The organism is Rhodoferax sp. GW822-FHT02D07, assembly GCF_058802405.1.
In genome coordinates, this window is the sequence record NZ_JBXAOD010000008.1 from 16,696 (window position 1) to 35,469 (window position 18,774).

Genomic DNA, 18,774 nt, shown 5'->3' on the forward strand with positions numbered 1-18,774 from the left:
TTACTGCAGCACCAGCAGATTCTCGTGCGCGAAGCTCAGGTTCACCGGCGTACCGCGTTGCGGCAGCTGGCGGTGGGGGTCATTGAACACATCGAGTGACACCACCTGGTCGCCGGTGCGCGTGCGGATGCGCACGATGGAGCCCAGAAAGCTCACGTCGTCTACCACCACCTGCAGGTTGTTCTTGCCGGCTTCGGGCGCCGCCAGACTCACGGCCTCGGGGCGCAGGGCCAGCATGCAGGACTGGCCCGCTTGCAAGCCGGTCAGGGGGTGGCTGCTGGTCAGGGTCTGTTCGCCCACGCGCAGGGTACCGGCCTGCACATCGGCCACGGTGGCGTGCACCTGGTTCAGCGTGCCGATGAACGAGGCCACAAAACGCGTGCGTGGGAAGTTGTAAATCTCTGATGGCGTACCGGTTTGCTCCACACCGCCTTCGTTGAGCACCACGATGCGGTCCGAAATGGACAAGGCCTCTTCCTGGTCATGCGTGACGAATACGGTGGTGATGTTGAGGGCCCGCTGCAGCGTGCGGATTTCTTCGCGCAGCGAGATGCGGATCTTGGCGTCCAGTGCCGACAGGGGTTCGTCGAGCAGCAGCACCTTGGGCTTGTTGGCAATCGCGCGGGCCAGGGCCACACGTTGTTGCTGGCCGCCCGACATCTGCCAGGGGTAGCGGTCCGCCAGCTTCTCCAGTTTGATAAGGGCCAGCATTTCTTGCACGCGCGCGTCGATCTGCTCCTGCGGCACCTTGGCCACTTTCAGGCCGAAGCCGATGTTCTGCGCCACGGTCATGTTGGGGAACAGCGCGTAGGACTGGAACACCATGCCCACATTGCGCTGGCTGGTGCGCAGCCGGGTCACGTCTTGTCCATCGAACACGATGCGCCCCTGGGAGGGCGACTCGAAGCCCGCCAGCATGCGCAGGATGGTGGTCTTGCCGCAGCCCGAGGGGCCCAGGAAGGTGATGAACTCGCCCTTCTCGATGGAGATGGAAAAGTCTTTGACGGCGGTTTGGGTGCCGAAGTGTTTTTGCAGCTGGGAGATTTCCAGGAAAGCCATGTCGGAGTTCTCGTAAAAATTATTTTTGGGTACGTGCTGCGGAATTGCGGCCGAAGACCTGGATCAGGCCCATGGAGGCCCAGGTCAGCAGGAAGGCAATCACGGCCAGCGCGGAGGGCTCATAGGCGCGGTTGGCGCCGATGAGCTGCAGGTAGGGGCCAAAGGCCGGGCGGTCCAGCAGGCTGGCCATGGTGAACTCGCCGATGACCACGGCAAAGGTGAGGAAGGCGCCGGACAGGATGGCCGAGGTGATGTTGGGAAAAATCACCTTGAACAGGATGGTGGCGGTGTTGGCGCCCAGCACTTCGGCGGCCTCGGTGAGCGTGCGGATGTCGATGGTGCGCAGCCCGGTGTCCACCGAGCGGTACATATACGGCAGTGCGAGCGTGACATAGCTGCACATCAGCAGAAAGTCAGTCGCCCGATCGCTGCCGGTGAGCGGGATGATGGAGCTGCTGTTGTACATGCGCAGGTAGCCGTAGACGATCACGATGGCCGGGATGACCAGGGGCAGCAGCGTGATGAATTCCACCAGCGGGCGCAGCTTGGGCATGCGCAGATGCACCCAGTAGGCCGTGGGCACCACCAGCAACACGCCCACCAGGATGGTGACGATGGCCATCATGACGGAGTAGCCAAAGGTGGTCTGGAACTGCGGGTCGGCAAACACCACGCGGTAGGCATCGAAGCTGTATTCGCCGCGCCGCATGCGCAGGCTGAATTCGAAGGTAGCAATGAGCGGGATCAGGAAGTAGCTGGCACCGATGGCCATGGCGATCCAGGCACCCAGACGGGACTGGTGGGACTGGCGGTTCATGCGCGGCTCCTTTCGGTCTTGCTGCGCAGGACCATGTAGCCGGCGTTGGCCAGACCGGTGATCACGATCATGCCCAGCGCCATGGCGTAGCCCAGGTTGGGGTTGTGCAGCACGTCACCGCGAATCTGCGCGTACAGGAGGATGGGCACGATGTTGAGCGAGCTGCCCGTAAGCGCGTAGGCCGTGGCAACTGCACCGAAAGCATTGGCGAACAGCAGCAGCATGGCGCCCACCATGCTGGGCCAGAGCACCGGCAAGGCCACGTAGCGCCAATAGTGGAAGGCCGTACCGCCCAGGCAGTCGCAGGCCTCACGCCACTCCTTCTTCAGGCCTTCCAGGGCCGGGGTCACGATCAGCACCATGAGCGGAATCTGGAAGTAGAGGTAGGTGATGGCCAGCCCGACAAAGCTGAGGATGCTGAAGCCGGTGGCGTAGAGGTTGATGTCAAAGTAGGTGCGCAGCAGTACCGTGACCAGTCCCATGCGCCCCAGCGTGGACAGAAAGGCAAAGGCCAGTGGCACGCCCGCAAAGTTGGATGCCACGCCGGAAAACGTCATCAGGGTTGGGCGTATCCATGTGGGCAGCTTGCCCATCACGGCGGCCCAGGCCAGCACAAAACCCAGCAGGCCACCACCCAAGGCGGACGTTGCGCTGATCTTGAAGCTGATCCAGTAGGCCTCCAGCACATTGGGCTCCATCAGCCCACGCACGTTGGCGAGGGTGAAGTGGCCCTGGGCGTCCTGGAAGGCGCCGATCATCAGGTAGGCCGTGGGCAGGATGAGGAACAGCAGCGCAAACAGCATGAAGGGCAGCACGCCCAGCAGGTTGAACGAGGCCAGTTTGGCGGCGGCCGCAGGCGGCGCTTGGGTGGCAGGTGGGGCGACAGGCATGGGCAGATCCGACAGAAGCGTTACCAAACAAAATCGGGCAGGACCGCGGCGTGCGGTCTTGCCCGATTAGCAATGTTCAAGCCAAAGGTTTACTTGACGGTGGCTCCCACCACTTGGTCCCATTGCTTGGTGATGGTTTCCTTGGCGGCGTTCTGTTGCTCCAAGGTGGGGAATGCCGCCTTGGCGTAGGCCGCTGCAGGTGGCAGCTTGTCCAGGGACGCTTTGGTGAACTTGTTCTTGGACACCATGTCGTTGAAACGGATGGGGTGGCAGTAGCCGTTCAGCAGGCCTTGCTGGCCTTCGTCGGAGTACAGGTATTCCATCCACAGCTTGGCGGCGTTGGGGTGGGGCGCGTAGGCGCTGATCGCCTGCACATACACGCCGGCCACTACACCGGTCTTGGGCACGACCACGTCGACCTTGGGATTGCCCTTGAGCGTGTCACGGTCGGCCAACGCGTTGTAGTCCCAGCGGACGATGATGGGTGTGGTGCCCTGGGTGAAGGAGGCTGCTTTGCCGATCACGGGCACAAAATTACCCGCCTTGTTCAGGTCCGAGAAGAACTTCAGGCCGCTGGCGGCGGCTTTGGCAGCATCACCACCCGACAGGCCCAGGCCTGCGGCGTAAATGCCTTGGATGGCCTGGTTGGCGCTGCGGGGGTCACCTGCCAGTGCGACCGCATTTTTGTACTCGGGCTTGAGCAGGTCGGCCCAGTCGGTGGGGACCTTGGAGACCAGGTCGGTGTTCACCTGGAAGGTCAGCACGCCGTAGTAGTCGCCGTACCAGTAGCCTTCGGGGTCCTTGGCGGAGTCGGGAATGGTGGCCCAGGTGGCAACCTTGTAGGGCTGGATCAGGCCGGCGGCCTTGGCAGCGGGGCCGAAGGACAGGCCCACGTCAATCGTGTCAGGAGCCTGGGGGCCCTTGTTGTCCTTGTTGGCCTTGATGGCCTCGATTTCGTCGCCGGAGCCGGCGTCGGGGTTCAGCTCATTGACCTTGATGCCGTACTTGGCCTTGAACGCATCAATGATGGGACCGTAGCCGCACCAGTTGCGTGCCAGGGCGATCACCGTCAGCTGGCCTTCGGCCTTGGCCGCAGCAATCAGTTCGGCAGACTGGGCATGGGCGGCAGGGGCTGCGCAGACAGCCAGAACGGCGGTAGTCAAGGCGCTGAGCGCGGGGCGAACAGAAAAACGAGTTGACATAAAGTTCCCTATAAAAAAGAAAGCGTCGCCAGTGTTCAGGTTCCAAATGACAGTCCTGTGACGTGTGCATGACGGTCATGGCATCTTCCCTCTGAACGCCTGCGTAGCGCAATTGCGCATGTCGCAAGCGGACCAGAAATTGACGCTTTTCTTTTACTTGCGCCCGGTGGCGCTTCAGCGCTGTTGCGTTTCGTACGCAGGGTGTATGAAAAACGGCGCTTGCGAGCGCGGCAGAGGCGCTTTGTTGCGGATGGTGTCGGCCATTTTTTCGGCCAGCATGATGGTGGGGGCGTTCAGGTTGCCGCTCACCACGTCGGGCATGATGGACGCGTCCACCACACGCAGGCCGCTGACCCCATGCACGCGGCCGCTGCCGTCGGTCACCGCCATGTCATCACTTCCCATGCGGCAGGTGCAGGAAGGATGCAGCGCGCTCTCGGCATGTTCGCGGATGTGGGCGTCAATCTCGGCATCGGTTTGCACATCGTTCTTGGGCGAGATGGCCTCGCCCCGAAAGCGGTCAAAGGCCTTTTGGCTGAAGATCTCGCGGGTCAGGCGGATGCCGGCGCGCATCTCCTTGCGGTCCTGTTCGGTGGACATGTAATTGAACAGGATGCGCGGCGCTTCCTTGGGGCTGGCGCTCTTGATCTTGACGAAGCCGCGGCTGGTCGGGCGCATGGGCCCCACGTGCGCCTGGAAGCCATGGAAGCTGGCCGGCGCGCTGCCGTCGTAGCTGATCGCCATGGGCAGAAAGTGGTACTGCAGGTCCGGGTGCTTGACGCCGGCCTCGCTGCGGATAAAGCCGCCGGCCTCGAAGTGGTTGGTCGCCCCCAGGCCCGTGCCCTTGAGCATCCACTCCAGGCCGATCTTCACCTTGGCGATGGGGTTCATCGCGCTGTACAGCGTGATGGGTTCCTTGCAGGCGTACTGCACATAGGTTTCCAGGTGGTCCTGCAGGTTCTCGCCGACCCCGCGCAGCGGGGCCACCACGCGGATGCCCAGCCCGCGCAGCGCATCCGGATTGCCAATGCCCGAGAGCTGCAGCAGCTGCGGCGAGTTGATCGCGCCGCCGCACAGGATCACTTCACGACTGGCCTGGATGCGGTCGGTGCGGTGGCCGTTGACCACCTCCACGCCCGTGGCCTGGGGCGGGCTGGTGTCGGGTGCAAAGGTGACACGGGCCACCAGTGCACGGGTGCGCACCTGCAGGTTGGGGCGCTTCAGCGCGGGGCGCAGGTAGGCCATGGCGGTGCTCCAGCGGCGGCCCTGGTGCACCGTCATGTCCATGGGGCCCAGGCCCTCCTGGCGGTAGCCGTTCATGTCCTCGGTGCGCGCATAGCCGGCCTGCTGGCCGGCTTCGATGAAGGCGTTGTACAGCGGGTTCTTGCAGGCCCCGGTGGACACATGCAAGGGGCCGCTGTCGCCCCGGTAATCGTCCCCGCCTTTGGCCCGCGTTTCAGCCTTGCGGAAGTAGGGCAGGCAGTCGGCATACGACCAATTCTCCAGCCCGGCGTGGGACGCCCAGCCTTCGTAGTCCATGGCATGGCCGCGGATGTACACCATGCCGTTGATGGACGATGAGCCGCCCAGTACCCGTCCGCGTGGGCAGTACATGGCACGGCCGTTCATATACGGGTCGGGCTCGGAGTGGTAGTACCAGTTGTACTTGTCGTTGGCCAGCGGGTAGGCAAAGGCCGATGGCATGTGAATGAAGATGCTCTTGTCGCCAGGGCCGGCTTCGAGCAGCAGCACCGACACGTCCGGGTCTTCGGTCAGGCGGTTGGCCAGCACACAGCCGGCCGAGCCGGCGCCCACGATGATGTAGTCAAAAGTTTCTGGGCGCATGTGGCAAGGCGTGGCGAAGAGTTAGCGGTAGCCGCAGGCCACCTGGCCGAGTTCGACGTAGACCGTTTTGAGCTGGGTGTAGTGCTCTAGCGCGACCATGCTGTTCTCATGGCCGATGCCGGATTCACGCGCACCACCAAACGGCATTTCGATCGGCGTGATGTTGTAGTTGTTGATCCAGCAGATGCCGGCTTTCAGGCCGGCCGCCATGCGGTGGCCGCGCGCGCTGTCGCGCGTGAATACGCCAGCGGCCAGGCCAAAGCGGGTGTCATTGGCGCGGCGCAGCACTTCGGCCTCGTCATCAAATGCCAGGATGGACATCACCGGTCCGAAGATCTCTTCCTGCACGATGCGCATCTGGTCGGTGCAGTCCGCAAAGATGGTGGGGGCCACAAAGTAGCCGCCCTCCATGCCGGGCACGGCCACGGTGCTGCCGCCACAGACCAGTGTGGCACCTTCGTCCTTGCCGATCTGGATGTAGCCCATCACCTTGTCGCGGTGGGCGGCCGAAATCAGTGCGCCGACCTCGGTATCGGGGTGCATGGGGTCGCCGATGCGCAGGAGTGCGGTGCGTTCTTTCAGGCGCGCGATGAAGCGCGGCAGGATGCTGCGTTGCACGAAGACACGGGTTCCGTTGGTGCAGATCTCGCCCTGGGTGTAGAAATTGGCCATCATGGCGGCGGTAACGGCCTGTTCGAAGTCGGCGTCTTCAAACACCACGAGTGCCGACTTGCCGCCCAGCTCCATGGTCACACGCTTGAGCGTGTCGGCGGCGCTGGCCATCACACGTTTGCCCGTGGGCACCGAGCCGGTGACGGAGACCTTGGCCACATCCGGATGCGCGGCCAGCAGGGCGCCGGTGTTGCCACGGCCCTGCAGTACCTGGAATACGCCCGGCGGCACACCGGCCTCCAGGTACACCTCGGCCAGCTTGAGCGCGGTCATTGGTGTCAACTCCGAGGGTTTGAAAATCATGGCGTTGCCCGCGGCCAGTGCAGGGCCGGATTTCCAGCAGGCAATCTGGATGGGGTAGTTCCAGGCGCCAATGCCCACGCACACGCCCAAGGGCTCGCGCCGCGTGTAGGCAAAGGCGTTTTTGAGTGGGTACTGGGCCCCGGCCAGGGTGGCGGCCGCACCGGCAAAGTATTCGATGCAGTCCGCACCGCTGGCCACGTCCACCACCTGGGCCTCCTGCCAGGGTTTGCCGGTGTCCTGCACCTCCAGCGCTGCCAGTTCGTCATTGCGTTCGCGCAGGATCTGCACGGCGCGCTGCAGGATGCGGCCGCGCTCGGTGCCGCTCAGGGCCGACCAGACCGCAAAGCCGCGCTGGGCGGCGGCCACCGCGTACTCGACCTCGGCCTGCGTGCAGTCGTGTACGCCTGCGACCACCTGCCCCGTGGCCGGGTTCAGGGTCTCAAAGCGCGCGCCGGTGCCATGCACGGCGCGACCATCGATAAAACTGGGAATGACAAGATCCGTCACAAGCGTCCTTCGGGCTGCGGCTCAGCGCAGCACCACCGTTTTCTTACCGTTGATAAACACCCGCCGGTCCAGCACAAAGCGCATGGCACGCGAGAGCACCAGGCTCTCGACCAGCCGGCCGGCCTGGGCCAGGTTCTGGGGCGTGTCTGCGTGGTCTACGCGCTCGACGGATTGTTCGATGATAGGACCCTCGTCCAGATCGGTGGTGGCAAAGTGGGCCGTGGCGCCTATGAGTTTGACGCCCCGCTCGAAGGCCTGCAGGTAGGGCTTGCCGCCCTTGAAGCCGGGCAGAAAGGAGTGGTGGATGTTGATGACACGGCCATGTAGGCGGTGGCACAGGTCTTCGCTGAGCACCTGCATGTAACGGGCCAGCACCACGAATTCGGCGCCACTCTCGGTGATGATCTGTTCCAGCTGCGCTTCCTGTTGCGGCTTGGTGTCGGCGCTGATGGGCAGGTGGTGGAAAGGCAGGCCTTCGGCCTGGGCGATGCTGGCCAGGTCGGCATGGTTGGAGGCGATGCCGACGATGTCCATGGTCAGCTCGCCACGGCGCCACTGCGCAATCAGCTCGCGCAGGCAGTGGTCGAACTTGGAAACCATGATCAGCACCTTGGTGGGAACGGCCAAGTCGTGCACCTTCCACTGCGCCTCCGGAAAGGTGCTGGCCAGCGCTGTCAGGGCGGACTCCAGCACCTGCACCGGGCTGCGCAGGCTGAAGACACCGCGCACAAAAAACCGCTCCGTGGTGTGGTCGTCAAAGACGGAGAACTGCTCGATGTAGGCGCCATGTTCGTTCAGCAGGTTCGAGATGGCGGCCACCTGGCCGCGGGCACTCCCGCAGGCCAGATTGAGGCAGTAGTGGGTGGCGCTGTCCAGGCTCATGCAGTCCGGCTCACTTCAGGGACGCCATGACGGCGGGCAGGCCATCCTTGCCATCAAAGGTCTTCACGCCCTTGAGCCAGGTTTCCAGCACGGCAGGGTTCTTTTTCAGATAGTCCTTGGCCGCAGCATTGGGCTTGGTCTTGCCCATGATGGAGAGCATCACGCTGTTTTCCATGTCGGTGCTGAACTGCAGGTTCTTCAGCAGGCTGGCCACGTTGGGGCAGCGGGTCTCGTAGGCCGGCGGGATGGCGGTGAACACCTTGGCCTCGCCCAGGTTGGGGCCAAACACGGCGTCGCCACCTTCCAAGTATTTCATCTTCACCTGCACGTTCATGGGGTGGGGTTCCCAGCCCAGGAAGACGATGGGCTTGCCACTCTTGGCCGAGCGCATCACCTCGGCCAGCATGCCGGCTTCTGAGGACTCCACGATCTTGAAGCCCTTGAGGTTGAAGTCGTTCTTCTTGATCATGTCGATGATCAGCGCGTTGCCGTCGTTGCCGGGTTCAATGCCGTAGATCTTGCCGTCCAGCTCTTTCTGGAACTTGGAGATATCGGCAAAGGTTTTCAGGCCCTTGTCGTACAGGCTGGCGGGCACGGCCAGGGTGTACTTGGCGCCCACCAGGTTGGGCTGGTCCAGCACCTTGATCTGACCGGCTTTCACAAAGGGCTCGATCATGGGGGTCATGCTGGGATTCCAGTAGCCCAGGAAGGCGTCAATCTGCTTGGACTTGATGCCCGCAAAGGTGATGGGCACCGAGGCGATGGTCACCGTGGGCTTGTAGCCCAGGCCCTCCAGTACCACCGAGGCCAGGCCGGTGGTGGCGGCGATGTCGCTCCAGCCCACATCGGCAAAACGCACGGCCTTGCAACTGGCGTCTTCTGCCTGGGCCAGCGGGGCGGTGAGGGAAAGTACAGCGGCTGCGCAAGCCAGCATCGAGTGAGTGAGCTTCATGACCAGGTCCAATCGTGTGAGGTGAGGGGAGTTTCAAACAAAACACCCTGTGACTTTGGCAGGTTGGGCGTGCCCAACTTTGCTCAGAACGACGTGAAATGGCTCCGGTGCGGCATGGGTCTTGAGTGAAAAAAATCAAGGAAAAAGTATCAGTAGCCCCCGCAAATAGTGAGCGAGCAGCTATGAAATAAATAGCAAATGAGCAGACGCAAGAATGCCTGACGTCGGCAGGCTAGTGCCGGTCTCAGGCGTGTGCGCTGGCTTCGAAGCTGCGGGTGCTGGTGCGGCGGCTGGGGGAGGCGTTGCGGGCCTCGGGGGCGGCGGCCTGGTTGCGGCGCTCTTCGCTGGGGGAGTGGCCAAACAGGCTGCGGTAAGCCTTGCAGAAATGCGATGCGGACTGGAAGCCGCAGGCCACGGTGACCTGCATGATGGGCATGCTGCTGTGGGTCAGCAACTCCTGTGCGCGGCGCAGGCGCAGGTTCATGTAGTACTGCGCCGGGTTCATGCTGAAGTAGCGGTGGAACAGGCGCTCCAGCTGGCGCAGCGACACGTGGATGACGGCGGCCAGTTCGGCCAGCGGCAACGGGTCTTCAATATTGGCCGCCATGATCTCGGCAGCCTCGGTCAGGTGCTGGTAGCCCGGGCCTATGCACTCCGGCTGGGGGATGCGCTGGCGGTCATTGCTGGCACGCAGGCGCTCCACAATGAACTGTTCGGAAATGTCCATCACCAGCTTGGCGCCGTGGTGGGCGCGTACCAGGTGCAGCATCAGGTGCAGGGGCGCAGTGCCCCCCGAACAGGTGTAGCGGTCGCGGTCCAGCACAAACACTTCGGTGGAGAACTGCACGCGGGGGAACTCTTCGCTGATGGCAGCCAGGTTCTCCCAGTGGATGGCGCATTTGTAGCCGTCGAGCAAACCGGCACTGGCCAGCGCAAACGAACCGGTACACAGGGAACCCATGGCCACCCCGCTGGCTGCACACTGCTGCAGCAGCTGGCGGACTTTGTCGTCGGTATTGGCGCGAATGTTCACGCCGCCACACACAAACACCATGTCGCAGTCCGACAGTGCCCCGGCGCCACAGCCCGAGGCCATGCACAGCCCGTTGCTGGCCACGGCACCGGCTTGGTCGGTGCTGACCACCGACCAGCGGTACAGGGTGCTGCGGCTGATGTAGTTGGCCATGCGCAGGGTTTCGATGGCGTTGGCGAACGCGATCATCGAGTAGTCCGGTAGCAGGATGAAGCCGACGTGGGTGGGCGCACCATCTACGCGCGATGCGTTCGCGCTCTGGGCCGCGGCCGGGTTCATGTCCTGGGATGTCCGTTGCACGTGATGCTCCTGCTCCTGGTCCGCTTTTGTTTTAGCTGTCGTGGCTCTGGCGTGCCACACCGAAGCTCTCGGTGATGCGGTCCAGAATAATAGCCAGCAAAACTACGGCGAGACCACTCTCAAACCCTAGGCCAATGTCCAGCCGCTGGATGCTGGCCAGCACGTCGTTGCCCAGCCCGCCGGCCCCGACCATGGAGGCGATGATCACCATGGACAGCGCCATCATGATGGTCTGGTTCACGCCGGCCATGATGGTCGGCAGGGCAATCGGCAGCTGCACCTTGAACAGCAGCTGGGCCGAGGTGCAGCCAAAGGCGTTGCCGGCCTCCACCTGCTCGGAACTCACCTGGCGGATGCCCAGGCTGGTCAGGCGCACCACGGGGGGCATGGCGAAGATCACGGTGGCAATCGTGCCCGGCACGCGTCCCAGCCCGAACAGCATGGCTGCGGGAATCAGGTACACAAAAGCGGGCATGGTTTGCATGAAGTCCAAAACAGGGCGAACGCTCGCGTTGATATGGTTGTTGCGGGCACACCAGATGCCCAGCGGAATCCCGAACAGCAGGCTGATCAGGGTGGCGGACAGGGTCAGCGCCAGGGTCACCATGGTCTGGGGCCAGAAGCCGGTCACCACAATCAGCATCAAAGCCAAAGCAACAAACACGCCAAAACCCCAGCCCAGCCGTTTGATGCCCACAAAAGTGGCTACGGCGATGACCAGCCAGAAGGGAATCGCCAGCAAACCCTGCTCGATGGACTGGGCAAAGCCCTCCACCACGACCCCCACGGAGTCGAACACCGATGCACCGTTATCGAGCAGAACCTTCACACCGGCATTCACCCACTGCCCCAAAGGCAGCATGTCGTGCGAGGCTTCGGTCACCGTGGTCAAGAGATCAGACATGGCGGGCTTCCTGAGACATTTTGACAAGCAGGCTGCGCGCGGAGATACAGCCCAGTAGGTGGTCCGCGGCGTCAAACACGCCCACGGGTTCGTCCAGACCCATGACGATCTTCATGGCATCTGGCAAGGGTGTGGACCAGGACAGGCGTGGCCCGCCGTGGTACGAGTGGCCGTTGAGGCTGCTGTCGAGCAGGTCGGCGGCGGTGAGGTAGCGCGAGGTGTCCACGCCTTCAAAGAACCTGCGCACATAGGCGTTGGCAGGCTGCGTGATGATCTGGTGCGCCGAGCCTTCCTGCACCAGCTGGCCGCCTTCCATGATGGCGATGCGGTTGCCGATGCGCAGGGCCTCTTCCAGGTCGTGCGAGACAAACAGGATGGTGCGTTTCTGCTCGCGCTGCAACTCCAGCATCAGGGTCTGCATCTCCACGCGCTTGAGGGGGTCCAGGGCCGAGAAGGCTTCGTCCATCAGCAGGATGTCGGGGTCCACCGCCAGCGCGCGGGCCAGGCCCACCCGCTGCTGCATGCCGCCCGAGAGCTGGTGCGGGTACTTGGCGGCATAGGTGTGCAGGCCGACCTGGGCCAGCACCTCCATGGCGCGCTTCTCGCGTTCCTTGCGGTCGGTGCCCGCCATCTCCAGGCCGAAGGCCGCGTTGTCCAGCACGCTGCGGTGCGGCATGAGGGCGAAGGACTGGAACACCATGGCTACGCGCTTGCGGCGCCACTTCACCAGCTCGGGCTGCGGCAGCTTGGTGATGTTTTGTCCGTCGATGATGATCATGCCGTCGGTGGGCTCGACCAGGCGGTTGATGAGCCGTATCAGCGTGGATTTGCCAGACCCCGACAGCCCCATCAGCACATAGATCTCGCCCTGGTTGACATCGAAGCTGACGCGGTTGACGCCGACGACATGCCCGGTTTTGGCGAACACCTCATCCTTGCTGAAACCTTCGTTGAGCATGTTCAGCGCCGCCGCAGTGTTGTTGCCGAAGATTTTGTAGAGGTTTTTGACACTGATTTTCAGATCCGACATGGAGGTCTCCAAAGTTCATCGCGTGATGACAAAAAGCGCTGCTGAGGTAAGCAAGGGGCGAGCCAGTTGGGCTTGGATTTGAGAGGTGTTTTTCGGGCGCGAAGCCGCGCGCAGCAAGGCTTTTGCACCCTGCACGGCGCAAAGAAAGTGGCGGGAAAAAGGGAGTGCATGGGGCGGTTCATCGACGGTGGGGACATGCACTCCGTAGGGGTCAGCGGTCCAGCGTGACGTCGCTCAAGGGTTTCGAGCAGCAGGGCAGCATCCAGCCCTGGTCGATTTCCCGTTGGCGGATGCCACCTGCGTGCTGCATCTGCACCTTGCCGGCCAGGCTCAGCGATTTGCAGGTACCGCAGGCACCGCTGCTGCATGACGATGGCAGGCGCACACCGGCTGCAAATGCGGCTTGCAGAATGGTCTGGTCGTCTGCGCAGGTAAAGCTCTGTGCGGTCTTCTTCAGGGTGATGGTGTGCAGCACCGCACCGCTGGTGGCGGCTTGCGCCGACTCTGTGGCGGCGGCTGCCGGTGCCACTGTTTCTTCAAACGAGAAACTTTCCTGGCGGTAGCGCGCCATGTCGAAGCCGGCCTGGCCCAGCAAGGTGCGTACCGCGCCCATGAATGGTGCCGGTCCGCAGGTGTAGACATCGCGCTGCATGAAGTCAGGCGCAATGTGCGCCAGGCGTGCAGCATCCATGCGGCCCAGGTGGCCTGCGTAGCTGCTGCCCGCGGTGTGGTGTTCGCACACGACGGCCACGCGGAACTTCGGCATGTTGCGCGCCATCAGTGCCAGCTCTTCGGCAAACAGCACATCGGCCGGTGTGCGTGCGCAGTGCACAAACACCACATCGGCATCGCTGCCCAGATCGTGCAGTGCGCGGGCCATGGACATCAGCGGGGTGATGCCGCTGCCACCGGACATGAGCAGGTAGTGCTTGGTACTTGTGGGGAAGCAGCTGAAGTCGCCAGACGGGCCCATCACGCCCAGTGCCATGCCCACCTGCAGGTGGTCGTGCAACCAGTTGGACACTGCACCGCCGGGCACGCGCTTGACCGTGATGCTGACCACGTCCGGCCGTGTGGGGGACGAGGACAGCGTGTAGCAGCGGTTGATTTTTTGCCCTGCAATCACCAGCTCCAGAGTGATGAACTGGCCCGGCAGGTAGCGGAAGCTGCGTGGTGCATCGGCCGCCAGCACAAAGGTTTTGACGTCGTGCGTTTCCTGGCGAATGTGGATACAGCGCAGGGTCTCGTCCCGGTCCGAAGACCAGGGCTGGGACGGCGCGCCGGCAAAGTCAGGAAAGTGGGCGGGAAGGCTCATGCGGAGGTGGGCAATCGTTCAGTGAGGGGGAAGGGTCAGCGGGTCAGCTCGCGCATGCGGCCCACGTACCAGTTGCAAAACTTCTCGACCAGCCCTTCGGTAAAGGGCGAGTACGGGCCGGGCTCGTAGGCACCGTTGGCAATGCCGATCTGCGACTCTTCCACCAGACGGCGGTCTTGCGCGTTCGTAGCATTCCATACGGCGGTGAGGTTGTCTACGGTGTAATCCACGCCCTCCACCGCATCCTTGTGCACACACCAGGTGGTGCGCACCAGTGTCTTGCCGGCCGAGATGGGCAGCACCGAGAAACTCACGATGTGGTCGCTCATGAAGTGGTGCCATGAGTTGGGTTGAGTCCAGAACGACAGGCCGCCCAGTGCCGGATCCACAAAATTGGCCAGCAGTTTTTTGGAGGCGACTTCGGTGTTCATGGTCTGAGACTGGCCGGTGCGGTCAATCGGCAGGCGCTGGGTGCGAAAGCCGGTCACGCGGTCATCCAGGGTGTCGATCTCCGCCGAGGGCAGGCCCATGCTCTCCCAGCGTGCATGGTTGGCCGCGGTGATGTCCTGAAAGCGCTGCAGGCCCGCGGCGTTGTGTGCGTCGGGTTGGTAGCCAAAGCCGTATTCGTAGAGGGAGATGGTCAGCTCCGGGTGGTTGCCGACACAGTGGTAGCACTCCCGGTTGTTCTCCATGGTGAGCTTCCAGTTGCAGTCTTCGATGATGTCCACCTGGGCCGCCACCTTGCAATCGGCCAGGCCGTGGGGTGCGATATAGGGCGTCATCTCCTTGGCCATCTGCTGAAAGTCGTCCGGCGGGGTCTCGGCCAGGCAGATGAAGATCAGTCCGCCCATGCTGCGCACGTGCACTGGCTTGAGGCCGGAGCCCGAGGGATCAAAGTCATCGCCCATGTGCTTGGCGTGGATCAGCTTGCCGCTCAGGTCATAGGTCCACTGGTGGTAGGGGCAGACGATGTTGCCCACCGAGCCCTGCTGGCTGGCGCACAGGCGCGAGCCGCGGTGGCGGCACACGTTGTGGAAGGCTTTGACCTGCATGTCGTCATCGCGCACGATGAGGATGGAGTGCTTGCCAAAGTCCACCGTGATGTAGTCGCCCGCTTCGCGGATCTGCGGCTCCACCGCGACAAAAATCCAGTGCTTGCCAAAGATGTGCTCCATGTCGGCCGCCAGGATGGTCTCGCTCAGGTAGAAGGGGGCCTCCAGGCTGTAGCCGGGGCGGCGGCGCGCCAGCAACTCGCGGGTCAACAGGGTTTGGGCGGAAATGGTGGGGTGCATGGTGTCTCTTGTACCTTCCCTAAAAATTGACAAGTGCATGGCGGCGCAGGTAGTCCAGCAGGACCTGCGCTTTGTGTTCGGGGGTGCCGGTGCTAACCACGGTGCCGCCGCCGGCGAGCGAGTCGATCGCACCCAGCATGCGGGCATGGCCACTCTGCGCTACCTTGGCTTGCAGCACGGCGCGACGTTTGCCGCGGGGGACCAGTGTGCTGGTAGGGGCGGTGGGTGCTACGGGCACGACCGGTGTGGTCCGGAAAATGCGGCCCGCCGTTTTGTCTGCCAGCGCATAGCGCACGGTGGCCGGTGCCGTCTCGCTGATCGCCAGCACCGCAGGAGCGGTGACCTTCAGGCGGCGGCGCGCACCTTTGGGCAGGGCCTGGGTCACGATCCAGTGGGGGCCATGGTCTTCCATCGCCACCACCTGGGTGATCACCGGACGGCCCAAGGCGGTGCCCAGCTGGAAGGGAAGCAGGTTGCCACCGGCCTCCTCGGCGCTGCGGGTGCCGGTCAGCACCCAAGGCACCTCTTGCAGGGGCACCAGCAGAGCGGTGCACACGTCCGCATTGGTGGCGATCACTTCGATGGACCGCGCACCCTGGGCCAGATAGTCGCGTGCCACATCATCCGTCAGGTTGCCGGCGCTGAGCAGTTGCACATCGCCACCTGGCATGGCCAGCGCCATGGCGACTGCTTTAGCGTCGGCCGGACTGCGGGCGGGTTTGCCACTCACAGGGTGCTGTCTGGCGGCTACCAACACGGTGATGCGGCTCATGCGGACTCCTTGCCTTGGCGCACCAGGTGCAGCAGGGCCCGCATCAGCGCGGCGCTGTCTTCGACCAGGGTAAGGTCGGCGCGTTTGGTCATGGGGGCGGAGGCATCGGTGTTCACGGCAATCACATGGCGGCAATCCTTGATGCCTTGCAAGTGTTGTACCGCCCCCGAAATACCCAGCGCGAGGTAGATCGACGCGCTCACCGTTTTGCCGGTGGCCCCCACCTGCTGTGCGCGGGTGAAGCGGCCATCGTCCACCGCCACACGCGATGCGCCTACGGCCGCACCCAGGCTGCGGGCCAGGTCGTGGAACAGGGCCACGTTCTGCACACCGTTGCCGGCTGCGGCAATGAAGTCCGCTTCTTCCAGCGCCAGAGACTGGGGGTCGCCGGCCTGCACGCCCAGGTCTTCGACTTGGGGGTGGGGCACGTTCACCCATGCCGGGGCTGTCGCCGCCAGGCCCAGGCCCACAAAAGGCAGTTGGGTCGAGGCGATTCCCTTGCCCAGCAGCAGGACGGCCGTGTGGGGTTGCACGTGGTCGTGGGTGGGGCTTGCCGGCGTGCGTGTGCCCTGGGCAGTGATTTCCGCCACGCCGCAGCTGGCGGGCAAGCCAGTGATCGCAGCGAAGCGGCGGCCCAGCTCGCCATCGGCGGCGTGGTCCGCAAAGAACCAGTGGCGTACTGCCATCTGGTTGTGAAGGGTCTGTAGCCAGGCCACGGCTGCCTCTGGCTGGTAGGGACTGGCGTCAAAGCCTGCAGCGCACAGCACGCGGTCGGCACCCAGCGCAGCGGCATCGTCCTTGCAGGGACCCAGGGCCAACAGCACCACTTCGGTGGCGGTATCGGCCAGGATGGCAGCTGCAGCCAGTGCCTGGCGGGCACCATCGCCCAGGGCGCCGCGTTCGGTGTGGGTGACCACCACGTGGGCATGGTTGAAGGGACCTTGGCTGCGCACAGGCTTGGGGGCGTCGTGGGCGGCGTGCAGGCGCGCAGCACCGCGTTCGCCTTCGGTGCTGCCCAACACAATGCGGCGCAGCCCCTGGGGCGTGAGGATGGCGGGGCGGCGTGGGTCGACCCGGCGTATGGCTTGCGCAGATGATGCGGTGTTCATACGGCCTCCACGGCGTGGGCCACGAGTTCGGCAATGTCGCGAACCTCGGGGCGTGGACCCACCACGCCTTCGAGCATGGCGGTGCATTGCGGGCAGGCCACGGCCACGACGGCGGCGCCGGTGGCTTTGGCATCGGCCATGCGGATGTCGGGAATGCGGGTGCTGCCCGGAATGTCGGTGAATGGCGCACCGCCGCCGCCACCACAGCAGCGTCCGCGCACGCCGTGGCGCTCCATTTCCACTACACGGATTCCTATGCCCTTGAGCACAGCGCGGGGAGCGTCCACTTCCTGGCCGTAGCGGCCCAGGTAGCAGGGGTCGTGGTAGGTCAGGCTCTCCACGTCTGCGCTGCGGGTCGCTTTCAAACGGCCCTGGGCCATGAGGTCCGCCAGCAGCTGGGTGTGATGCTGCACCGTGAAGTGGCCGCCCAGCGCGGGGTATTCGTTCTTGAGCAGGTGAAACAGATGCGGGTCTGCAGTCACGATGCCTTTGAAATTGCGCGTCTGCAGCGTGGCCATGAGCTGCCGGGCCAGACGCTGGAAGCCGGCCTCATCGCCCAGACGGCGAGCCAGGTCGCCCCCGTCGGTCTCTGCCGCGCCTAGCAGGGCGATCTTTACACCGGCTTTTTGCAACGTCTTGATGAGGGCGCGCAACGTGCGCTGGTAGCGCATGTCAAACCCGCCTTCACCTACGAGCACCAGCCAGTCGGTCGATTCACCGGCGGCCAGCACCGGTACATTCAGGTCCGCCGCCCAGTGGTGGCGGGCGCTCAGGGGAAAGCCGCCCACGGTGTCGGTGTCGCGCAGGTTGTCCAGCGCTTCGTTGCCCTTGTTGGGTACCACACCGCCTACCAGGGTCATGTGGCGGCGCATGTCGATGATGCTGTCCACATGCTCGATCAGCATGGGGCATTCCTGCACGCAGGCGCGGCAGGTGGTGCAGGACCACAGGGTGTCGCTGCTGATCAGGCCACCCACGATGGGCAGCTGGGGTGCGCCGCGGTGTTGACCAACGGGTTGGCCGGGGTAGGGGCTGCCGGCGTAGGCGGCATCCGACGTGCCACTCATGCCCACCACCAGGTCCTGGATCAGCTTTTTGGGGTTAAGCGGCTGGCCCGCGGCGAAGGCGGGGCAGGCGGCCTCGCACTTGCCGCACTGCACACAGGCATCAAACGACAGCAGCTTGTTCCAGGCAAAGTCGGCGGGCTTGCCCACACCCATGTCATCGGCCGTCAGGGTGAGCGGGCGAAGGGCGGTGGCAAAGCGCTTTTCCGCCGGCGTGCCAAAGCGCTCTGGCCGTGGGTGCAAGCCCAGGTGCAGCAGGCCGGCCACCGCGTGTTTCATGGGGCCGCCCAGGCCGATGCCTAGTGCCAGCTCAGCGGCGCCTGCGGCAAACGCCAGGCTGATGAGGCCAGCCAGCCACGGGGCGAGCGCGGTGCCGGTGAGGGCCACTGCGGAGGTAAGGCTGACGGCCAGAGCAAACAGCAGCAGGCTGAACGGCAGGCGGCTCCAGGGGCCGCGCGAGAGGCGGGCCGGCGCGGCGCGGCGGCGCCAGGCCATGGCGCTGGCGCCCGCCACCATCAGCACACCGGCGAACAGCAGCGCACCATCGAGTACGCGCAGGTACAGGCCCAGGCCGTAGTTCAAGGCGATGAGCGCCAGCGCCAGGATGGCGCCGCCGGCCACACCCACGTGAGCCCGGGCAACGAAGGGTTCACGCGCCACGACATCGTGCAGGTCGACAAAGTAACGCTTCGGAATTTGTAGTAGCCCGCGCATATCTACCGGGGGCTTGCGGCCTTTTTTCCATAAAAGTGCGCGGCGCGCCAGGCCCCAGCCCAGCGCCAGGACTGCCAACCAGAAAACTGCGCTAACGAGCTGGGGCAGCATC

General features: G+C 64.1%; 16 protein-coding genes. All 16 read right to left on the bottom strand.

Annotation, left to right across the window (positions count from 1 at the left end):
• Window positions 1-1,059, bottom strand: coding sequence for an ABC transporter ATP-binding protein (locus tag AC1RNN_RS16725; RefSeq protein WP_493090369.1), 1,059 nt, complete (start codon window positions 1,057-1,059; stop codon window positions 1-3).
• A 19-nt stretch (window positions 1,060-1,078) separates the two neighbouring features.
• Window positions 1,079-1,876 carry an ABC transporter permease gene (locus AC1RNN_RS16730; RefSeq protein ID WP_493090371.1) on the bottom strand — a complete coding sequence of 266 codons (798 nt, stop codon included), beginning with the start codon at window positions 1,874-1,876 and terminating at the stop codon, window positions 1,079-1,081.
• Window positions 1,873-2,766, bottom strand: a complete 894-nt coding sequence (locus AC1RNN_RS16735; protein ID WP_493090373.1) for an ABC transporter permease — start codon at window positions 2,764-2,766, stop codon at window positions 1,873-1,875. Before AC1RNN_RS16735 ends, AC1RNN_RS16730 begins: the two co-directional genes overlap by 4 nt.
• 89 nt (window positions 2,767-2,855) lie before the next feature.
• A complete protein-coding gene (locus AC1RNN_RS16740) occupies window positions 2,856-3,968 on the bottom strand; it encodes an ABC transporter substrate-binding protein (RefSeq protein WP_493090375.1) in 1,113 nt (370 codons plus the stop codon).
• 174 nt (window positions 3,969-4,142) lie between these two features.
• Window positions 4,143-5,813: a choline dehydrogenase gene (betA, locus tag AC1RNN_RS16745; RefSeq protein ID WP_493090377.1), complete on the bottom strand. Its 1,671-nt coding sequence runs from the start codon at window positions 5,811-5,813 to the stop codon at window positions 4,143-4,145.
• 21 nt (window positions 5,814-5,834) lie between these two features.
• Window positions 5,835-7,295, bottom strand: a complete 1,461-nt coding sequence (gene betB, locus AC1RNN_RS16750; protein WP_493090379.1) for a betaine-aldehyde dehydrogenase — start codon at window positions 7,293-7,295, stop codon at window positions 5,835-5,837.
• A 21-nt stretch (window positions 7,296-7,316) separates the two neighbouring features.
• Window positions 7,317-8,177: a formyltetrahydrofolate deformylase gene (purU, locus tag AC1RNN_RS16755; protein ID WP_493090381.1), complete on the bottom strand. Its 861-nt coding sequence runs from the start codon at window positions 8,175-8,177 to the stop codon at window positions 7,317-7,319.
• A 10-nt stretch (window positions 8,178-8,187) separates the two neighbouring features.
• Window positions 8,188-9,129: a choline ABC transporter substrate-binding protein gene (locus AC1RNN_RS16760; protein ID WP_493090383.1), complete on the bottom strand. Its 942-nt coding sequence runs from the start codon at window positions 9,127-9,129 to the stop codon at window positions 8,188-8,190.
• A gap of 244 nt (window positions 9,130-9,373) precedes the next feature.
• The gene (locus AC1RNN_RS16765; RefSeq protein ID WP_493090385.1) at window positions 9,374-10,462 is read right to left on the bottom strand and encodes a GlxA family transcriptional regulator; all 1,089 of its coding nucleotides are present in this window, start codon (window positions 10,460-10,462) and stop codon (window positions 9,374-9,376) included.
• 31 nt (window positions 10,463-10,493) lie between these two features.
• A complete protein-coding gene (locus tag AC1RNN_RS16770; protein WP_493090387.1) occupies window positions 10,494-11,366 on the bottom strand; it encodes an ABC transporter permease in 873 nt (290 codons plus the stop codon).
• On the bottom strand, window positions 11,359-12,396 hold the full coding sequence (locus tag AC1RNN_RS16775) for a quaternary amine ABC transporter ATP-binding protein (RefSeq protein ID WP_493090389.1): 1,038 nt from the start codon (window positions 12,394-12,396) through the stop codon (window positions 11,359-11,361). Before AC1RNN_RS16775 ends, AC1RNN_RS16770 begins: the two co-directional genes overlap by 8 nt.
• A gap of 211 nt (window positions 12,397-12,607) precedes the next feature.
• Window positions 12,608-13,711 carry an FAD-binding oxidoreductase gene (locus tag AC1RNN_RS16780; RefSeq protein WP_493090391.1) on the bottom strand — a complete coding sequence of 368 codons (1,104 nt, stop codon included), beginning with the start codon at window positions 13,709-13,711 and terminating at the stop codon, window positions 12,608-12,610.
• A 35-nt stretch (window positions 13,712-13,746) separates the two neighbouring features.
• Window positions 13,747-15,003: an aromatic ring-hydroxylating oxygenase subunit alpha gene (locus AC1RNN_RS16785; protein WP_493090393.1), complete on the bottom strand. Its 1,257-nt coding sequence runs from the start codon at window positions 15,001-15,003 to the stop codon at window positions 13,747-13,749.
• Window positions 15,004-15,022: 19 nt separating this feature from the next.
• On the bottom strand, window positions 15,023-15,775 hold the full coding sequence (locus AC1RNN_RS16790; RefSeq protein ID WP_493090394.1) for a hypothetical protein: 753 nt from the start codon (window positions 15,773-15,775) through the stop codon (window positions 15,023-15,025).
• Complete coding sequence (locus AC1RNN_RS16795) at window positions 15,772-16,884, bottom strand: electron transfer flavoprotein subunit alpha/FixB family protein (protein WP_493090395.1); 1,113 nt, start codon at window positions 16,882-16,884, stop codon at window positions 15,772-15,774. Before AC1RNN_RS16795 ends, AC1RNN_RS16790 begins: the two co-directional genes overlap by 4 nt.
• The gene (locus tag AC1RNN_RS16800) at window positions 16,881-18,773 is read right to left on the bottom strand and encodes a DUF3483 domain-containing protein (protein WP_493090397.1); all 1,893 of its coding nucleotides are present in this window, start codon (window positions 18,771-18,773) and stop codon (window positions 16,881-16,883) included. Before AC1RNN_RS16800 ends, AC1RNN_RS16795 begins: the two co-directional genes overlap by 4 nt.
• Window position 18,774: the final 1 nt, after the last annotated feature.

Excerpts from the sequence above, each read along its gene's own strand:
- AC1RNN_RS16725 (WP_493090369.1), bottom strand. The coding sequence starts at position 1,059 with ATGGCTTTCCTGGAAATCTCCCAGCTGCAAAAACACTTCGGCACCCAA.
- AC1RNN_RS16730 (WP_493090371.1), bottom strand. The coding sequence starts at position 1,876 with ATGAACCGCCAGTCCCACCAGTCCCGTCTGGGTGCCTGGATCGCCATG.
- AC1RNN_RS16735 (WP_493090373.1), bottom strand. The coding sequence starts at position 2,766 with ATGCCTGTCGCCCCACCTGCCACCCAAGCGCCGCCTGCGGCCGCCGCC.
- AC1RNN_RS16740 (WP_493090375.1), bottom strand. The coding sequence starts at position 3,968 with ATGTCAACTCGTTTTTCTGTTCGCCCCGCGCTCAGCGCCTTGACTACC.
- betA (WP_493090377.1), bottom strand. The coding sequence starts at position 5,813 with ATGCGCCCAGAAACTTTTGACTACATCATCGTGGGCGCCGGCTCGGCC.
- purU (WP_493090381.1), bottom strand. The coding sequence starts at position 8,177 with ATGAGCCTGGACAGCGCCACCCACTACTGCCTCAATCTGGCCTGCGGG.
- AC1RNN_RS16760 (WP_493090383.1), bottom strand. The coding sequence starts at position 9,129 with ATGAAGCTCACTCACTCGATGCTGGCTTGCGCAGCCGCTGTACTTTCC.
- AC1RNN_RS16770 (WP_493090387.1), bottom strand. The coding sequence starts at position 11,366 with ATGTCTGATCTCTTGACCACGGTGACCGAAGCCTCGCACGACATGCTG.
- AC1RNN_RS16775 (WP_493090389.1), bottom strand. The coding sequence starts at position 12,396 with ATGTCGGATCTGAAAATCAGTGTCAAAAACCTCTACAAAATCTTCGGC.
- AC1RNN_RS16780 (WP_493090391.1), bottom strand. The coding sequence starts at position 13,711 with ATGAGCCTTCCCGCCCACTTTCCTGACTTTGCCGGCGCGCCGTCCCAG.
- AC1RNN_RS16785 (WP_493090393.1), bottom strand. The coding sequence starts at position 15,003 with ATGCACCCCACCATTTCCGCCCAAACCCTGTTGACCCGCGAGTTGCTG.
- AC1RNN_RS16790 (WP_493090394.1), bottom strand. The coding sequence starts at position 15,775 with ATGAGCCGCATCACCGTGTTGGTAGCCGCCAGACAGCACCCTGTGAGT.
- AC1RNN_RS16795 (WP_493090395.1), bottom strand. The coding sequence starts at position 16,884 with ATGAACACCGCATCATCTGCGCAAGCCATACGCCGGGTCGACCCACGC.
- AC1RNN_RS16800 (WP_493090397.1), bottom strand. The coding sequence starts at position 18,773 with ATGCTGCCCCAGCTCGTTAGCGCAGTTTTCTGGTTGGCAGTCCTGGCG.